Annotated in this window: 16 protein-coding genes; 9 read left to right on the plus strand and 7 right to left on the minus strand. The window is 72.5% G+C overall.

Going from position 1 to position 17,492, the window contains the following annotated elements; translation table 11 throughout:
- Window positions 1-390 precede the first annotated feature (390 nt).
- Both ACIRQF_RS14910 and ACIRQF_RS14915 read left to right on the plus strand, forming a co-directional pair.
- Entirely contained in the window at window positions 391-1,251 is an 861-nt protein-coding gene (locus ACIRQF_RS14910; RefSeq protein WP_404092858.1) for an RNA polymerase sigma-70 factor, read from the plus strand.
- Between the two features lie 110 nt (window positions 1,252-1,361).
- Window positions 1,362-1,727 (plus strand): hypothetical protein, encoded by a 366-nt coding sequence (locus ACIRQF_RS14915; protein ID WP_382487682.1) that lies wholly within the window; start codon window positions 1,362-1,364, stop codon window positions 1,725-1,727.
- Between the two features lie 12 nt (window positions 1,728-1,739).
- Here the strand turns inward: ACIRQF_RS14915 and ACIRQF_RS14920 are convergent, their stop codons facing one another.
- The gene (locus ACIRQF_RS14920; RefSeq protein ID WP_376627159.1) at window positions 1,740-2,702 is read right to left on the minus strand and encodes a pirin family protein; all 963 of its coding nucleotides are present in this window, start codon (window positions 2,700-2,702) and stop codon (window positions 1,740-1,742) included.
- A 116-nt stretch (window positions 2,703-2,818) separates the two neighbouring features.
- The gene (locus ACIRQF_RS14925) at window positions 2,819-3,337 is read right to left on the minus strand and encodes an SseB family protein (protein ID WP_376627630.1); all 519 of its coding nucleotides are present in this window, start codon (window positions 3,335-3,337) and stop codon (window positions 2,819-2,821) included.
- A 173-nt stretch (window positions 3,338-3,510) separates the two neighbouring features.
- On the opposite strand from ACIRQF_RS14925, the gene ACIRQF_RS14930 reads away from it, so the two are divergent.
- From ACIRQF_RS14930 to ACIRQF_RS14940, 3 genes are all read left to right on the plus strand, one after another.
- On the plus strand, window positions 3,511-5,340 hold the full coding sequence (locus ACIRQF_RS14930; RefSeq protein WP_376627632.1) for an acyl-CoA dehydrogenase: 1,830 nt from the start codon (window positions 3,511-3,513) through the stop codon (window positions 5,338-5,340).
- A 159-nt stretch (window positions 5,341-5,499) separates the two neighbouring features.
- Window positions 5,500-6,846, plus strand: coding sequence for a M18 family aminopeptidase (locus tag ACIRQF_RS14935; RefSeq protein WP_404092336.1), 1,347 nt, complete (start codon window positions 5,500-5,502; stop codon window positions 6,844-6,846).
- A gap of 3 nt (window positions 6,847-6,849) precedes the next feature.
- Complete coding sequence (locus ACIRQF_RS14940; protein ID WP_404092338.1) at window positions 6,850-7,407, plus strand: DUF6434 domain-containing protein; 558 nt, start codon at window positions 6,850-6,852, stop codon at window positions 7,405-7,407.
- 110 nt (window positions 7,408-7,517) lie between these two features.
- On the opposite strand, the gene ACIRQF_RS14945 is transcribed toward ACIRQF_RS14940, so the two are convergent.
- Window positions 7,518-9,353, minus strand: coding sequence for an NHL domain-containing thioredoxin family protein (locus ACIRQF_RS14945; RefSeq protein WP_404092340.1), 1,836 nt, complete (start codon window positions 9,351-9,353; stop codon window positions 7,518-7,520).
- Window positions 9,354-9,484: 131 nt separating this feature from the next.
- On the opposite strand from ACIRQF_RS14945, the gene ACIRQF_RS14950 reads away from it, so the two are divergent.
- A complete protein-coding gene (locus ACIRQF_RS14950) occupies window positions 9,485-9,976 on the plus strand; it encodes an LURP-one-related/scramblase family protein (protein WP_404092343.1) in 492 nt (163 codons plus the stop codon).
- 131 nt (window positions 9,977-10,107) lie between these two features.
- Here the strand turns inward: ACIRQF_RS14950 and ACIRQF_RS14955 are convergent, their stop codons facing one another.
- Window positions 10,108-11,304: a trans-sulfuration enzyme family protein gene (locus tag ACIRQF_RS14955; RefSeq protein WP_404092345.1), complete on the minus strand. Its 1,197-nt coding sequence runs from the start codon at window positions 11,302-11,304 to the stop codon at window positions 10,108-10,110.
- A gap of 73 nt (window positions 11,305-11,377) precedes the next feature.
- Here ACIRQF_RS14955 and ACIRQF_RS14960 point away from each other — a divergent pair, with 73 nt between their 5' ends.
- Together ACIRQF_RS14960 and ACIRQF_RS14965 are read left to right on the plus strand one after the other, a co-directional pair.
- On the plus strand, window positions 11,378-12,880 hold the full coding sequence (locus ACIRQF_RS14960) for a PLP-dependent aminotransferase family protein (protein WP_404092348.1): 1,503 nt from the start codon (window positions 11,378-11,380) through the stop codon (window positions 12,878-12,880).
- A gap of 51 nt (window positions 12,881-12,931) precedes the next feature.
- Window positions 12,932-13,540 carry a hypothetical protein gene (locus ACIRQF_RS14965; protein ID WP_404092351.1) on the plus strand — a complete coding sequence of 203 codons (609 nt, stop codon included), beginning with the start codon at window positions 12,932-12,934 and terminating at the stop codon, window positions 13,538-13,540.
- 58 nt (window positions 13,541-13,598) lie between these two features.
- Here ACIRQF_RS14965 and ACIRQF_RS14970 read toward each other — a convergent pair whose 3' ends face one another.
- Window positions 13,599-14,381: a carbon-nitrogen family hydrolase gene (locus ACIRQF_RS14970; RefSeq protein ID WP_376627173.1), complete on the minus strand. Its 783-nt coding sequence runs from the start codon at window positions 14,379-14,381 to the stop codon at window positions 13,599-13,601.
- Window positions 14,382-14,587: 206 nt separating this feature from the next.
- Here ACIRQF_RS14970 and ACIRQF_RS14975 point away from each other — a divergent pair, with 206 nt between their 5' ends.
- Window positions 14,588-15,415 (plus strand): maleylpyruvate isomerase family mycothiol-dependent enzyme, encoded by an 828-nt coding sequence (locus tag ACIRQF_RS14975; protein WP_376627175.1) that lies wholly within the window; start codon window positions 14,588-14,590, stop codon window positions 15,413-15,415.
- A gap of 4 nt (window positions 15,416-15,419) precedes the next feature.
- Here ACIRQF_RS14975 and ACIRQF_RS14980 read toward each other — a convergent pair whose 3' ends face one another.
- Together ACIRQF_RS14980 and ACIRQF_RS14985 are read right to left on the minus strand one after the other, a co-directional pair.
- Entirely contained in the window at window positions 15,420-16,733 is a 1,314-nt protein-coding gene (locus tag ACIRQF_RS14980) for a nitrate/nitrite transporter (protein WP_382477268.1), read from the minus strand.
- On the minus strand, window positions 16,730-17,398 hold the full coding sequence (locus tag ACIRQF_RS14985; RefSeq protein ID WP_376627179.1) for a GntR family transcriptional regulator: 669 nt from the start codon (window positions 17,396-17,398) through the stop codon (window positions 16,730-16,732). Before ACIRQF_RS14985 ends, ACIRQF_RS14980 begins: the two co-directional genes overlap by 4 nt.
- Window positions 17,399-17,492 lie beyond the last annotated feature (94 nt).

Raw genomic sequence — 17,492 nt, forward strand, 5'->3', positions numbered from 1 at the left:
GACCCGCGTCACATTCCGTAAGAGCGCCGTGGTCGCCGGTGTCTTGTGGCCGAGCCTGGGCCCGCACCCGGCCGACGCCGTACGGACGGCGTGACCAGGTGCCACCCGTGAAGGAGAGAGGGACACATGACCGGCCGCGCCACCGACCCGACCGACCCGACGGCCCGGACCGCCCCGACGAGGCAGGCCGACCCCACCGACCGGACCGCCCCGACGAGGCAGGCCGACCCCACCGGCCGGACCGACCGGACCGACCGGACCGCCCCGACAGAGCCGGCCGACCCCACCGACCGGACCGCCCCGACAGAGCCGGCGGATCCGTCCGCCCCCACCGACCCCACCGACCGGACCGCCCCGGCGGATCCGTCCGACCCGGCGACCGGGACCTTCCTGGCCCACCGCAATCTGCTCTTCACCGTCGCCTACGAGATGCTCGGCTCGGCCGCCGACGCCGAGGACGTGCTTCAGGAGACCTGGCTGCGCTGGGTCAAGGTGGACCTGGCGGGGGTCGAGGACCGGAGGGCGTACCTGGTCCGGATCACCACCCGGCAGGCGCTCAACCGGCTGCGCACGCTGCGGCGGCGCAAGGAGGCGTACGTCGGGCAGTGGCTGCCCGAGCCGCTGCTGACCGCGCCGGACGTGGCCGAGGACGTCGAGCTGGCCGACAGCCTGTCGATGGCGATGATGCTGGTCCTGGAACGCCTCTCGCCGACCGAGCGCGCCGTGTTCGTGCTCCGCGAGGTCTTCGACGTCGGGTACGACGAGATCGCCGCGGCCGTCGACCGGACACCCGCGGCCGTCCACCAGATCGCCCACCGCGCCCGCAGGCACGTCGAGGCCGACCGCCCCCGCGGGCCGGTGTCCCCCCGCGCCGCCCGGGCGGCCGTGGAGTCGTTCCGGCGCGCACTGGAGACCGGGGACCCGCAGGTCCTGCTGGACGTGCTCGCCCCGCAGGTCGTCCTGGTCAGCGACGGCGGCGGCGTGAAGCGGGCGGCGCTGCGGCCCATCGTCGGCGCCGAGAACCTGGCCCGCTTCTATCTCGGCGGGAGGACCGGCGCCTTCGGCACCACGGTCACCTCCGAGCCGACCGTGGTCAACGGCCAGCCGGCCCTCGTCATGCACCGGGACGGCGAGCTCGACGGCGTCATGGCCTTCCGCGTCGAGGACGGCCTCATCACCGGTCTCTACTACGTCCGCAATCCGCAGAAGCTGACGCGCGTCACGTCGGAGACCCCGCTCACCCTGCGCTGAACCCCGCACACCGGATACGAGGAGTCGACATCATGGCCGGACAGACGACGACCGCACAGCCGACGACCGCACAGCCGACGACGGCGCCCCGGGGCGGCGGTGGCGGCGTCATGTTCCTGAGGATCTCGGTCGCCCTGCAGACCCTGTCCCTCTTCTTCCAGGCGACCACCGCCGGACTGCTGCTGACCTCGGCGCTCGGCGAGACGCTGCACGGCGTCGGCGCGCGCGTGATGTACGGCGCGTCGATGCTGTACGTGCTGGCCGCGGTCCTCGCGTGGCGGCCGGGCGGCGGATCGCCGCGCCCCGTCCTGTACGCGAGCGGGTTCCTGGTCCTCGCCTCGGTCCAGGTGGTGCTGGGCATCGCGCACGTGCCGTCGGCGCACGTCCCGCTGGGCGTCCTGATGTTCGGCCTCAGCGTCCTGGACCTGGGCCGGCTGCTGACCGCGCGCCCGGCGGCGGTCAGCAGCGTCTCGTAGCCCTCGCCCCGGCTACTCGCCCATCCCGTGCACCGCCGGGATGGTGCCGAGCCGGCCGGCCTGGAAGTCCTCGAAGGCCTGGCGGAGTTCGGCCTGGGTGTTCATGACGAACGGGCCGTAGTGCGCCATCGGCTCGCGGATCGGCCGGCCGCCCAGCAGCACGACCTCCAGGTCCGGGGTGTTCCCGTCCTGCTTCTCGTCGGCGCGGACGGTGAGCGAACCGCCCTTGCCGAAGACGGCGGTCTGCCCGGTGTGGACGGGCCGCCGCTCCTGGCCGACGGTGCCGCGCCCGGCCAGGACGTAGGCGAGGCCGTTGAAGTCCTCGCGCCACGGCAGCTCGATCTCCGCCCCGGGGCGCAGGGTGGCGTGGAGCATCGTGATCGGGGTGTGGGTGATCCCGGGCCCCTGGTGCCCGTCCAGCTCGCCGGCGATGACGCGGAGCAGCGCGCCGCCGTCGGGCGAGGTGAGGAGCTGCACCTGGCCGCCGCGGATGTCCTGGTAGCGGGGCGCCATCATCTTGTCGGAGGCGGGCAGGTTCACCCACAGCTGGAGGCCGTGGAAGAGGCCGCCGCTGACGACGAGGTGCTCCGGCGGGGCCTCGATGTGGAGCAGGCCGGAGCCCGCGGTCATCCACTGGGTGTCGCCGTTGGTGATGGTGCCGCCACCACCGTTGGAGTCCTGGTGGTCGAAGATCCCGTCGATGATGTACGTGACGGTCTCGAAGCCGCGGTGCGGGTGCCAGGGCGTGCCCTTGGGCTCGCCGGGGGCGTACTCCACCTCTCCCATCTGGTCCATCATGATGAACGGGTCGAGGTACTGGTAGTTGATGCCGGCGAAGGCCCGGCGCACCGGGAAACCCTCGCCCTCGAAGCCCTGGGGCGCCGTGGTCACGGCGAGCACGGGGCGGGCGACGGCGTCGGCGGCAGCGGCCACGCGCGGCAGGGTGAGCGGGTTCTCGACAGTCACAGCAGGCATCGGGGGGACCTCCTTGTGCCACCACTTTAGTTGAATCCTGAACTTCCTGCCACCCGGAACGCGAAACGCCCGGGAGTAATTCCTCCCGGGCGCTCTCCCTGTCCTTCCAGCCTGCGTCAGCCGTACATCCGGCGCATCGCGTAGTCGACCATCTGCTCGACGGCCTTGGCGTCGAAGACCATCCGGTGGTCGCCCTCCATGTCGAGGACGAAGCCGTAGCCGGTCGGCAGCAGGTCGATCACCTCGGCGCCGGTGATCACGAAGTACTTGGACTCCTTGCCCGCGTACCGCCGCAGCTCCTTGAGCGAGGTGAACATGGGGATCACCGGCTGCTGGGTGTTGTGCAGCGCCAGGAAACCCGGGTTGTCGCCGCGCGGGCAGTAGACCTTCGAGGTCGCGAAGATCTGCTGGAAGTCCTCGGCGGCGAGCGTGCCGGTCGTGAAGGCCCGCACGGCGTCGGCGAGCGAGGGCGGCGACGGCTCGGGGTAGAGCGGGGGCTGCTGGGCGTAGCCGCCCTGCACTCCGCCGGCCTGCATGCCCGGCTGCATGCCGGGGTGCATGCCGCCCGGCATCCCCTGCTGCGGAGGCGGGCCGTACTGCTGCTGGGCACCCGGATTCTGCTCGTAGCCGTACATGCGGGCCAGCCTATCGAGGCCCGGGAAGGGGCTGCGGCCCGCGTCACAGATGTCCGGAAAGGGGTTGCCTTTATTACCGACGGGTAGCATCATCGTAGAGAGCCTGAGCTACTCACGGGTAGTTGTACGTCTACGAGGACATCCGCCTCCCCGATCCTTACGGAGCCGTCGCCATGGGGCACTACAAGTCGAATCTCCGCGACATCGAGTTCAACCTCTTCGAGGTGCTCGGCCGCGACAAGGTGTACGGCACCGGTCCGTTCGAGGAGATGGACGTCGAGACCGCGAAGAGCATCCTCGACGAGATCCGCCGCCTCGCCGAGAACGAGCTGGCGGAGTCCTTCACCGACGCCGACCGCAACCCGCCGGTCTTCGACCCCGAGACCAACACGGCCCCGGTCCCGGCCTCCTTCAAGAACTCGTACAACGCCTTCATGGAGTCCGAGTACTGGCGCCTGGGCATCCCCGAGGAGATCGGCGGCACCGTCTCCCCGCGCTCGCTCATCTGGGCCTACGCGGAGCTGCTGCTCGGCTCGAACCCGGCCATCTGGATGTACTCCTCCGGCCCGGCCTTCGCCGGCATCCTCTTCAACGAGGGCAACGAGGCGCAGAAGAAGGTTGCGCAGATCGCCGTCGAGAAGCGCTGGGGCTCCACCATGGTCCTCACCGAGCCCGACGCGGGCTCGGACGTCGGCGCCGGCCGCACCAAGGCGGTCCAGCAGGAGGACGGCTCCTGGCACATCGAGGGCGTGAAGCGCTTCATCACCTCCGGTGAGCACGACATGGAGGAGAACATCCTCCACTACGTCCTCGCCCGCCCCGAGGGTGCCGGCCCCGGCACCAAGGGCCTCTCCCTCTTCCTCGTCCCGAAGTACGAGTTCGACTGGGAGACCGGCGAGCTCGGCGCCCGCAACGGCGTCTACGCCACCAACGTCGAGCACAAGATGGGCCTCAAGGCCTCCAACACGTGCGAGATGACGTTCGGTGACAAGCACCCCGCCAAGGGCTGGCTCATCGGCGACAAGCACGACGGCATCCGCCAGATGTTCCTCATCATCGAGTTCGCCCGCATGATGGTCGGCACGAAGGCGATCTCCACCCTCTCCACGGGCTACCTCAACGCCCTGGAGTACGCCAAGGAGCGCGTCCAGGGCACCGACCTGGCGAACTTCATGGACAAGCACGCCCCCAAGGTCACCATCACGCACCACCCCGACGTCCGCCGCTCGCTGATGACGCAGAAGGCGTACGCCGAGGGCATGCGCTCCCTCGTCCTCTACACGGCCTCCGTCCAGGACGCCATCCAGCTCAAGGAGGCCGCGGGCGAGGACGCCAAGGCCCTGCACGGCCTGAACGACCTGCTGCTCCCGATCGTCAAGGGCTACGGCTCCGAGAAGGGCTACGAGCAGCTCGCCCAGTCGCTGCAGACCTTCGGCGGCTCCGGCTTCCTGCAGGAGTACCCGATCGAGCAGTACATCCGGGACTCCAAGATCGACACCCTCTACGAGGGCACCACGGCCATCCAGGGCCAGGACTTCTTCTTCCGCAAGATCGTCCGCGACCAGGGCGCGTCCCTGAACACGCTGGCCGAGGAGATCAAGAAGTTCCTCGCGGTCGGCACCGGCGGCGAGGAGCTGGCCGGCGCCCGCGACGCGCTCGCCAAGGCGGCCGTCGACCTGGAGGGCATCGTCGGCGCGATGCTGACCGACCTCACCGCCACCGGCGAGGACCTCAAGAACATCTACAAGGTCGGCCTCAACACCACCCGCCTGCTCATGGCGTCCGGTGACGTGGTCATCGGCTACCTGCTCCTCAAGGGCGCGGCCGTGGCCGCCGAGAAGCTGGCCGCCGGCGCCTCCGGCAAGGACGTCGCCTTCTACCAGGGCAAGATCGCGGCCGCGAAGTTCTTCGCCGCCACCGTCCTGCCGGGCGTCTCCACCGAGCGCCTCCTCGCCGAGGGCGTGGACAACTCGCTGATGGACCTGGACGAGGCCGCGTTCTAAGTACCGCACAGGTACGCGCCACGTCCGCATCAGGAACGGCTCGCTCCCGGGGAGGGGAGCGGGCCGTTCCTTCTGTGCGTCCACAGGCCACGGGCGACGTGTCCACAGCTGTTCGACGCTCGCACGTCCGCATGTCGAGATCTGCGTAAGGTGAAGGACATGAGTAGCGCACCAGCCCGCCCGTCGCACGCCACCGCCACCGAGAAGAGCGCTTCGCGCGCCCCTTCCCGCTTCGACCGCGGCCACACCGATGACCTCATGACCTTCCTGGCGGCCTCGCCGTCGCCGTACCACGTGGTGGCCAACACGGCCGGGCGGCTGGAGAAGGCCGGCTTCCGCAAGGTCGAGGAGACCGACGCCTGGGACGGGACGTCGGGCGGGAAGTACGTGATCCGCGGCGGCGCGATCATCGCCTGGTACGTGCCCGAGGGCGCCTCCCCGCACACCCCCTTCCGGATCGTCGGCGCCCACACCGACTCCCCGAACCTGCGGGTCAAGCCGCAGCCCGACTTCGGCCGCGAGGGCTGGCGCCAGGTCGCCGTCGAGATCTACGGCGGACCGCTGCTCAACAGCTGGCTCGACCGGGACCTCGGCCTCGCCGGCCGGCTCACCCTGCGCGACGGCTCCCAGCACCTGGTGAACGTCGACCGCCCCCTGCTGCGCGTGCCGCAGCTCGCCATCCACCTGGACCGCCAGGTCAACGAGGGCATGAAGCTGGAGCGCCAGCGCCACATGCAGCCGATCTGGGGCCTGGGCGACGTCCACGAGGGCGACCTGATCGCCTTCCTCGCCGCCGAAGCCGGGCTCGACGCCGAGGACGTCGCCGGCTGGGACCTCATGGTGCACGCCGTCGAGGCCCCCGCCTACCTCGGCCGCGACCGCGAACTGCTGGCCGGCCCGCGCATGGACAACCTGATCTCGGTGCACGCCTGCGTCGCCGCCCTGGCCGCCGCGGCCGCGCACGGCGACGACCTGCCCTACATCCCGGTCCTCGCCGCCTTCGACCACGAGGAGAACGGCTCCGAGGCCGACACCGGCGCCCAGGGCCCGCTGCTCGGCACCGTCCTGGAGCGCTCCGTCTACGCCCGCGGCGGCGGCTACGAGGACAAGGCCCGCGCCCTCGCCGGCTCGGTCTGCCTCTCCTCCGACGTCGGCCACGCCGTGCACCCCAACTACAGCGAGCGGCACGACCCGACGCACCACCCCCGCCCCAACGGCGGCCCGATCCTCAAGGTGAACGTCAACCAGCGCTACGCCACCGACGGCACCGGCCGGGCCGTGTTCGCCGCCGCCTGCGAGAAGGCGGGCGTCCCGTGGCAGTCGTTCGTCTCCAACAACGACATGCCCTGCGGCACCACGATCGGCCCGATCACCGCCGCCCGGCACGGCATCACGACCGTCGACATCGGCGTCGCCTGCCTGTCCATGCACAGCGCCCGCGAGCTGTGCGGCTCGGACGACCCGCACCACCTCGCGAACGCGCTGCTCGCCTTCCTGGAGGGCTAGCCGATGAGCTCCGCCCCGGCAGGACGGCCCCCGCTCACACCGGACCTGACGGGCGCGGAACTCCTGCGCTGGTACTGGACCCTCGCGGAACTGACCGTGCTCGCCCGCACGATGGGCCTGTCGGCCGGCGGCGGCAAGGCAGCCGTCACCGAGCGGCTCGCGGCCGCCCTCGACGGCCGCCCGCTGCCCCCGGCCCCGGCCCGGCGCCGGGCCGCGGGGGCGGCCGGCCGGCTCACCGCGCCGGTCGACGCGACGACCGTGATACCCGAGGGCCAGCGCTGCAGCCAGGTGCTGCGCGCCTGGTTCCAGGCCGAGCTGGGGCCGACGTTCCACTTCGACGCGTACATGCGCGCGTACATCGCGGAGAACGCCGGCCGCACCCTGGCCGACGCCGCCCGCCACTGGCGGGAGACCCGGGACGAGGCGGCCCGCCCGCAGGAGATCGGCGCCCAGTTCGAACTCAACCGCTTCCTGCGCGACTGGCACGCCGCCCACCCGAAGGGCACCCGCACCGAGGCCCTCACCGCCTGGCGGGCCCACCGGTCCCGGCCGCGGGACTGAGGGAAACCGAGGGCGACACCTCCGTGGGCGAAGAGCCCCAGGAGCTTCGCCGACATGAAGTGGCGTGACGGAGCGGGCCCCCGGCAGCAGCCGGGGGCCCGCTCCGTGCGTCAGGCGCCCGCGCCCGCCTCGTCCATCCCCGCCAGGATCAGCGGCAGCCGGGCCGCGCCGCCCTCGGCGACGCGGACCGGGACGCCCCAGTCCTGCTGGTGGACGTGGCAGGCCGGGTACTCGTTGGCCGGGTCGTCGTCACAGGAGGCGGCCATCGCCGAGACGTGCAGGACACCCTCGGTCAGGTCCGGGTTCAGCTCCAGCTCGCGGAAGAGATCCGTGCCCTTGCCCTCACCGGCCAGCAGCAGCTCGGGCGGGGTCGAGGAGACCAGCAGCCGGGTCGAGGGGCCGTAGCGCTCGTCGAGCTTCTGTCCGTTCGGGGCCTGGAAGACCACGTCGAGGCGGACCCGACCCGCGGCCACGTCGGTGGCCTCGCGCCGCGTGCGGTGGGCGACCGACTCGACCTGCACCGCCTCCTCCGGCAGACGCAGCCGGGTCAGACGGTGCCGGGCCGACTCGACGACCACCACGTCCTCGCCGACGACGACCGCGTCGCTGGGCTCCCGCAGATCGGTGGCCAGCGTCGTCACCTCGCCGCTCGCCGGGTCGAAGCGGCGCAGCGCGTGGTTGTACGTGTCGGAGACCGCGACCGAGCCGTCGGGCAGCGCCGTGACCCCCAGCGGGTGCTGGAACAGGGCCTGGTCGGCGGCGCCGTCACGGTGGCCGAAGTCGAAGAGGCCGGTGCCGACGGCGGTGCGGACGACGTAGCCGTCACCCTCCGTCTCGACGAAGCGCAGCGCGCTGGTCTCGGAGTCGGCGATCCACAGCCGGTCGGCGGTGGCGGCGAGACCGGAGGGCTGCGCGAACCAGGCTTCGGCGGCCGGGCCGTCGACCAGACCCTCGTTGGTGGTGCCGGCCGCGACCTCGACGGTCCGGGTCGCCGGGTCGTACGTCCAGATCTGGTGGACGCCGGCCATCGCGATCCACACCTTGCCCTGCCACCAGGCCACGTCCCACGGCGAGGACAGGTCGACCTCCAGCGCCGGACCCGAGGTGGGGGAGCCCTGCCACCACTGGCGGCCGGTGCCGGCGATCCGCTCGATCGCGCCGGTGGCCGGGTCCAGCCGCTTCAGGGCGTGGTTCACGGTGTCGGCGACGACGACCGTGCCGTCCGGCAGCAGCGCCAGGCCCTGCGGCTCGCGGAACTCGCCGTCGGCGCCGATCCGCCGTACGACGGTCTCGCCGTCGGTGGCCAGCTCGACGAGCTGGTGCCGGGTGGTGTCGGAGACGAGGAGGTTCCCGGACGGCAGCAGGACCGTCTTCCCCGGGAAGCGCAGATCGCTCGCGACCGGCTCCGGCGCGACGTAGGGCCCGTCCCCGCGCCGCAGCGTGCCCTTGGCCTCGTGCTCGGCCTCCAGCTCCTCGACCAGGGTGCGGAGCGCGTTGGCGTGCCCCTCGCCCGCGTGCTGGGCCACGATGTAGCCCTCGGGGTCGATCACGACGAGCGTGGGCCAGGCCCGCACCGCGTACTGCTTCCACGTCGCCAGCTCGGGGTCGTCCAGCACGGGGTGGTGCACCTCGTACCGCTCGACGGCGTCGACGACGGCCTGGTGCTCGGCCTCGTGCACGAACTTGGGCGAGTGCACCCCGACGATCACCAGGGTGTCGCGGTGCTTCTCCTCCAGCTCACGCAGCTCGTCGAGGACGTGCAGGCAGTTGATGCAGCAGAAGGTCCAGAAATCCACAACAACGCACTTACCTCGCAGGTCGGCGAGGGTGAGCTCTTTGCCGCCGGTGTTCAGCCAGCCGCCCTTGCCGATCAGCTCGGGGGCACGGACACGGGCACGCTTGCGGGGTGCGGGCGCGGGGGTGGGCGCCGGGGCAGCATCGTTCATCCTTCAAGCTTGCCATCCGCCCGTGAAGGTCGGATCACGGGCGGATGGCGCCGTGGACCGGGGCGGAACCCGCCGCCTCCATCCGCCGCTCCCGGCGCGAGTTCCGCGCCCGGCGGGGAAGGCATTCCGGCATGAAATACCTGGTACGGGACAAGCTCTTCGCCATCGGCGACGACTACTGGATCGAGGACGAGCGGGGTCGGCACGCCTTTCTCGTCGACGGCAAGGCGCTGCGGCTGCGCGACACCCTGGAGCTGAAGGACCCCGACGGGCAGGTCCTGATCACGCTGCGGCAGAAGATGTTCAGCCTGCGGGACGCGATGACGATCGAACGGGGCGAACACCCGCTCGCCACGATCCGGCGCAAGCGGCTCTCGCTGCTGCGGAACCACTTCCGGGTGACCCTGGTCGACGGCACCGAGCTGGACGTCAGCGGTCGGATCCTCGACCGGGAGTTCACCATCGAGTACGACGGCGAGCTCCTCGCCCACATCTCGCGGCAGTGGTTCCGCGTCCGCGACACCTACGCCGTGAACGTGGTCCGCGAGGACGCCGACTCCGCCCTGCTCATCGCCCTCGCGGTGTGCGTGATCCGGATGGCCGAGCGGGAGCGGGAGGACTAGGCCCTGTCGTCGAACTCCCGCCTGCCCCGCGACGCCATGCGGGCCACGACGGGAGTTTGACGACAGCACCTAGGCCCGGCCCTGGCCCGGGCGCCGTCGGTCAGGGCCGGTCCGCCGGGCGGCCGGGCCGGTTACAGCGCCTTGGTCAGAGCCTGGTCGAGGTCCGACCACAGGTCCTCGACGTGTTCGATGCCGACCGACAGGCGGGCCGTGCCGGGGGCGATGCCCGCCGCCGCGAGGGCCTGCTCGTCGAGCTGGCGGTGGGAGGTCGAGGCCGGGTGCATGACCAGGGTCTTCACGTCGCCGAGGGAGACGCTCAGCGAGGCCACCCGGACCGCCTCGACGAAGGTCCGGCCCGCCTCGCGGCCGCCCGCGAGGTCGAGGGAGACGACTCCGCCGCCGCCCTTCGGCAGGAGGCGGGCCGCCACCTCGTGGTCCGGGTGGCCCGCGACCGCCGGGTGGCGGACGGCGGCCACCGCCGGGTGGGCGGCGAGGCGGCCGGCCAGCTCGGCGGCGCTCGCGCTCTGGCGCTCGATGCGCAACGGCAGGGTCTGCAGCCCGCGCAGGGTCAGCCAGGCGGCGAACGGGTCGGTGACCGCGCCCTGCTCGACGGCGTGGTGGCGGATGCGCCGGTGCATGTCGACGTCCTTGAAGACGGCGATGCCGCCGAGGACGTCGGCGTGGCCGGCGAGGTACTTGGTCGCGGAGTGGACGACGATGTCGGCGCCGTGCTCGATCGGCCGGCACAGCAGCGGCGACGCGAAGGTGTTGTCGACGACGGTCGGAACCCCGGCCTCGCGGGCGGCGGCGGCGAGCGCGGGCAGGTCGGAGACCCGGGTGGTGGGGTTGGCGATGGTCTCCAGGTAGAGCAGCCGGGTGTGCGGGCGCAGCGCGGCGCGCACCTCGTCGGCGTCGGTGCCGGAGACGTAGGTGACCTCGACGCCCCAGCGCGCGGCGAGGTCGGTGAGGACGGCGTAGGTGCCGCCGTACAGGCAGCGTTGGGCGACGATGTGTCCGCCGGTGGACAGCAGTCCGAGCAGGACGCTGTTGATGGCGCCCATCCCGGAGGCGTACGACTGGGCGTCGGCGCCGCCCTCCAGGCGGGCGACGGCGGTCTCCAGGGCGCGGACGGTGGGGTTGCCCATGCGGCTGTAGAGGAAGGCGTCGGGCGACTCGAAGGCCTCGGCGAGCGCGTCGGCGCTCTCGAAGGCGAAGACGTGGCCCTGGTGGAGGGGCACGCCGAGCGGCCGGCTGCCGCGGATCTCCGGCTGGGGGGAGTGGACGGCGAGGGTCTCGGGACGGGACGTTTCGGGGAGTTCGGCGCTCATGACGTCCAGTCTGGGCAGGGCGGGCTTGCGTCCACAGGACCAATCCCGGCAGATTGGTCCGCCGATGGATCCAATGGCACCTTCCGTGGAAGAGCTGGTCGCGTGGCTCGGGCGCTGGTCGGCCGGGCGGGGACCGCTGTACCTGCTGCTCGCCGCCCGCGTACGGCAGTTGATCGACGAGGGCCTGCTGCCGCCGGGCGCTCCGCTGCCGCCCGACCGGCGGCTCGCGTCCGCGTTGTCGGTCGGCCGGACGACGGTGGTCGCCGCCTACGACACCCTGCGCCAGGAAGGGCGCCTGGTGCGTCGGCAGGGCAGTGGTACGCGCGTGGCGCCGGCCGCGCTCGCTGCACCGGGGCCGCGGGTGACGGAGACGTCCAACCCGATGTTCCTGCATCTGCTCGAACCGTCCGACGACGTCATCCTGTTGAGCTGCGCGGCCCCGCCGGGGCCGCCGCGTGAGCTGACCGAGGCGTACGCAGGGCTCGTGCTGCCGCCGGACGACCTCGGTTATCACCCGGCCGGCCTCGCGGCCCTGCGGGCGGCGATCGCGCGGCGGTACGAGGCGCGGGGCGTGCCGACGGACCCGGCGCAGGTCCTGGTCACCACCGGTGCCCAGCAGGGCATCGCGCTGCTCACCCGGCTCCTGGTGGCGCCCGGCGACGCGGTCCTCGTGGAGGCGCCCAGCTATCCGGGGGCGCTCGACCTGTTCCGGGAGGCGGCGGCCGTTCCGTGTCCGGTGGCGGTGGGGCCGGACGGGCTGGACGTTCCGGCGGCGGTCGCGGTGATGGAGCGTCACCGGCCGGCCCTCGCCTATGTGGTGCCGCATCTGCACAATCCCACCGGCACCGTGCTGCCGCCGCTGCTGGGGCGGCGTCTGGTCGAGGCGGCGGAGGCGTCCGGGGTGCCGCTGGTGGACGACGAGGTGCTGGCGGAGCTGCGCTTCGACGGGACCGCCGGCGAGGCCGGGCCGCCGCCCCTGTCCTCGTACGGTACGGAGGTCATCGGCGTCGGCTCGCTCAGCAAGGCGGTGTGGGGCGGCCTGCGGATCGGCTGGGTGCGCGGCCCTGCCCCGCTGGTCGCGCGGCTCGCGCGGCTGAAGGCCCTGCACGATCTCGGCAGTGACGTGCCGGCCCAGCTGGTGGCCACCCGGCTGCTCGGTTCCTTCGGCCCGCTGCTGCGGGCCCGGGTGGCGGACCTGCGAGCCGGCCACGACCTGCTGCGGGCCGAGCTCGCCCGCCGGCTCCCCTCCTGGGAGTGCCCCGCGGCCGCGGGCGGGCAGACCCTGTGGGTCCGGCTCCCGTACGGCGACGGGGTGTCCTTCGCGCAGATCGCGATGCGCCACGGGGTGGCCGTGCTGCCCGGTTCCACCATGGACGCGCTCGGCGGCAGCGCCCGCATGCTGCGGCTGCACTTCCTGTTGCCGGCCGGCCTCCTGGTGGAGGCGGTCCGCCGCCTGGCGGCGGCCTGGGAGGAGTACGCGCCGGCGGACCGGCCGGACGCCCCCGTCGCCGCGATCGCCACCACCGCGGCCACCGTCCCTGCCCCCTCCGCCTCCCCCACCGTCCCCGCCGCCTGAACGCCATCACCGTCTGAGCGTCCGGGTCCCCTGCGTCTCCGAAGGAGTCACGTGCACACCACCGTCACCCCGTTCGCCCTCGTCCCCTGGAAGGAGGGGAAGCGGCCGGACGTGCGCTCCGGCTGGCGGGGCGTCTCGGCGGAGTTCGGCGAGATCGTGCTGACCTGCCCGCTGCCCCGCACCGCGCCGGAGACGGTGGTCTCCGAGGCACGCGGCGGCCGGATACCCGCGGCCACGTTCGAGTCGCGCGGCATCCACACCGACTCCCTGCGGCTGCCGACCCTGAACCGGGCCACCCTGCGGGTCGGTGACCGCGTCGTGTACATGACCCGGAACCGGTGGGGCGCCACCCTGGAGCGGCGCGCCCTGCTGCTGCGGTACGCGGGCGACCACTACCGTCTGGCCGCCCTCGACGCCCGGGGCTTCGTCCTGACCCGGGCCGCCGACGCCGAGGACCCCGGGGTCACGGTCACCGTGCGCGAGTCGGGCCGCGGCAGGGGCCGCCGGCTTTCGGTCCACGCCGACGGGCGCGCGGAGGGCGGCGACCTGGCGCTCGCGCTGGCCTTCGCGGGAGTGGACCGCGCGGCCCTGACCCGGGTCGGGGCGGTGCGGTCCGGGGTGCGCCGGGTGACGGAACTCTGGGCGGAGGCGAACTCCTGAAGGGTGTTGCGGACGGCTCGGTCCCGGGCACGTGCACCACCCTCCAGGTCCTGTCCGGTTACGGGCGGCCCAGGACCCGGTCCTTCAGCGCGGGGAACTGCTCGCGGGTGGTGGCGACCCTGGCCGGGTCGAGGGCGACCCGCAGGATCTCCTCGTCCGGGCCGGCCTCCCCCAGGACCTCGCCCCAGGGGTCGACGACGATCGAGTGCCCGGCCTGTTCGACGCCGGCGTGGGTGCCGGCGGTGCCGCAGGCGAGGACGTACGCCTGGTTCTCCACGGCCCTGGCCTGGGCGAGCAGCGTCCAGTGGGCGCGACGGCGGGCGGGCCAGCCGGCGGGGACGACGAAGGCCTGGGCGCCGGCGTCCACGAGACCGCGGAAGAGCTCGGGGAAGCGCAGGTCGTAGCAGGTGGCGACGCCGACGGTGAGCTGCGGAAGGTCGACCGTGACGAGGTCCTCGCCGGCCGCCATCAGGACGGCCTCTCCCTTGTCGAAGCCGAAGCGGTGGATCTTGCGGTAGCTGGCGGCGAGCTCGCCGTCGGGGGAGAAGACCAGGGAGGTGTTGTAGAGGGCGCCGGAGACGGCCTCGACGATCGAGCCGGCGTGCAGCCACACCTCCGCGTCGCGCGCGGCGGCGGACATGGCCTGGTAGGTGGCGCCCTTCAGCGGCTCGGCCTCGGCGGCGAACGCCTCGTAGGCGAAGGCTCCCATGGGCCAGAGTTCGGGCAGGACGACGAGTTCCGCGGTGCCCCGCTCCTCCCGCACCAGTCGGGCCACACGGGCCCGCCGGTCCTCGACCGGTTCGTCCGGGTCTACCGCGATCTGGATCAGCGAGGCGCGCACACTACCACCGTCCTGGCATTCGAGCCGTCAACACCGGCCTACGATCGTCACACGAAAGCACTGCCGGGGTGCCTTCGGGCAGCGTAACTTAGCGACCGAGCCTCCCACGGAGTCATGTTTTCGGCCGCCAGAACTGCATACCGAAGTCCCTACCGTCGCCCGCCAGCCAGCCCAGCCCGCGCACCGCAGAACCGCCGAGGGGTCCCGTGACCGTCCATCCCAGCCTCCAGAACTACGCCGACGCCTGGACCCACTCCATCGAAGCGATAGCCGAGCTGGTGCAGCCGCTCGTCGAGGGCGAGTGGAACCGCGCCACGCCGTGCCCGGGCTGGTCGGTGCGCGACATCGTCTCCCATGTCATCGGCATGGAGACCGAGATGCTCGGCGACCCGCGCCCGATCCACAGCCTGCCCCGCGATCTCTACCACGTACGCACGGACTTCGCCCGGTACATGGAGATGCAGGTCGACGTCCGGCGGCACCACACGGCGCCGGAGATGACCTCGGAGCTGGAGTACATCCTGATCCGCCGGGCCCGCCAGCTGCGCAACGAGAACCGGCAGCCCGACACCCTGATCCGCGCCCCCCTCGGCGCCGAGCAGACCCTGGAACTGGCCTACCGGATGCGCGCCTTCGACTGCTGGGTGCACGAGCAGGACCTGCGCGCCACCCTCGGCGTCCCCGGCAACCTGGACTCCCCCGGCGCCTACGTGACCCGCGACGTGCTCCTGGAGGCCCTGCCGCACGTGGTGGCCAAGGAGGCCGGGGCCCCGGCGAATTCGGCGTTCGTCTTCGACGTGAGCGGCCCGGTGGAGTTCCTGCGGACGGTCCGGGTGGACGCCCAGGGCAACGGCACGGTCGACGGCGCCCCGTCGCTCGGGCCCGCGGTGACGCTGGCGACGGACTGGGAGACCTACGTCCGCCTGGCCTGCGGCCGGGTCCGTCCGGCCGACGTGGCCGACCGGGTCAAGACGGAGGGCGACGAGGACCTGGCGCGGGCGATCCTGGCGAACTTCGCGGTGACGCCGAACTGATCCTTCAGGCCGGTACGTGCACGGCCTCCACCCGGCTGGCGACCAGTCGCTCCCGCTCCCGGCGGGCGGTGCGTGCCTTGAGCCGGAGGATCTGCACCACGCCCAGGGCCTCCAGGACGAAGACGGAGGAGAACGCGATCCGGTAGTCGTCGCCGGTCGCGTCGAGGAGCACGCCGACGGCGAAGAGGGTCGTCATCGAGGCCACGAAGCCGCCCATGTTGACGATGCCCGAGGCGGTGCCCTGCCGCTCCGGCGGATTGGCGGGGCGGGCGAAGTCGAAGCCGATCATCGAGGCGGGACCACAGGCGCCGAGCACCGCGCAGAGGGTGATGAGCAGCCACATCGGTGCCCGGCCGCCCGGGTAGCCGAGGGTGGTGGCCCACAGCAGGGCGGTGGCGGCGACGGTGCCGAGCGCGAGCGGGGCGCGGGCGGCGTGGTGCCGGGCGATGATCTGGCCGTACGCGAGACCGACGGCCATGTTGGAGAGCACGACGAGGGTGAGCAGCTCGCCGGCGGTCCCGCGGTCGAGGCCCTGGTCCTCGACGAGGAAGGGCAGCCCCCACAGCAGCAGGAAGACCATGGCGGGGAACTGCGTGGTGAAGTGCACCCACATGCCGAGCCGGGTGCCGGGCTCCCGCCACGACGCGGCGATCTGGCGGCGGACGTAGGCGGCGCCGGCGTGGCTGACGGGTTCGGGCGCGTACCCCTCGGGGTGGTCCTTGAGGAAGAACACGAGGAGCACGAGGACGAGGACTCCCGCGAGCGAGCTGCCGACGAAGGTGGTGGTCCAGCCGAGGTCGTGCAGGGCGCGGGAGAGGAAGATCGTCGAGACGAGGTTGCCGGCCATCCCGAAGAGGGCGGCGACCTGCCCGATCAGCGGCCCGCGGCGGGCCGGGAACCAGCGGCTGCCGAGCCGCAGCACGCTGATGAAGGTCATCGCGTCGCCGCAGCCGAGCAGGGCGCGGGAGGCGAGCGCCATGCCGTACGAGGGGGAGAGCGCGAAGCCCAGCTGCCCGAGCGTGAACAGCAGGACCCCGATGGTCAGCACCTTCTTGGTGCCGAGCCGGTCGACCATGAGGCCGACGGGTATCTGCATGCCCGCGTACACGAGCAGCTGGAGTATGGAGAACGTCGACAGGGCCGAGGCGTTGACGTCGAAGCGCTCGGCGGCGTCGAGCCCGGCGACACCGAGCGAGGTCCGGAAGATGACGGCGACGAAGTAGACCGCGACGCCGACGCCCCAGACGAGCGCGGCCCGGCGGCCGCCCGGCGGGTCCCCGGGCAGGGTGACGGCGGAGCCGAATCCGTCCCGGCTCATCGCTCCTCACCCCGGACCAGCACCTTGACCCAGCTGAGGTGCTGCCGCACGCAGTGTGCGGCGCCCTCGACGTCACCGGCCTTGATGCGGTCGAGGATCTCGGCGTGCTCGGCGATGTTCTTGGCGATGCGGTCGGGCTGCGACTGCATGACCGCCACGCCCATGCGCAGCTGCCGGTCCCGCAGCTGGTCGTACAGCCGCGCCAGTATCTGGTTCCCGGCGTGCTTCACGATCTCGGCGTGGAAGCAGCGGTCGGTGACGGCCACCTCGGCCAGGTCCCCGGCCTCGGCCCGCCTCTTCTGCTCCTCCAGGAGCTCCTCCAGCCGCGTGACCAGTGCCGGCGCCGCGGGCACGGCCCGGCGCACGGCGAACTCCTCGACGAGCAGCCGGGTCTCGACGACGTCCGCGATCTCCTGGGCGGACACGGCGAGCACCAGGGCGCCCTTCTTGGGGTAGAGCTTGAGCAGCCCTTCCATCTCCAGCTTGAGCAGTGCCTCGCGCACGGGTGTCCGCGAGACTCCGACGGCCTCGGCGAGCTCCCCCTCGGTGAGGAGGGTGCCCCCTTCGTAGCGACGGTCGAGGACGGCCTGCTTGACGTGCATGTAGACGCGATCGGCGGCGGGGGGCTGCTTGGCGGCAGGCTGCTGGGCTGGGGCGGCTGGCATGCACACAGCTTAGATACAACAGGGGTGCAACAGACAGGCCCGTCCGCGATGCGGACGGGCCTGCCCCTCCGTCAGCCGCTCGCCGTCACGGCGA

This window comes from Streptomyces sp. NPDC101191 (genome assembly GCF_044767915.1).
Lineage (GTDB): Bacteria > Actinomycetota > Actinomycetes > Streptomycetales > Streptomycetaceae > Streptomyces.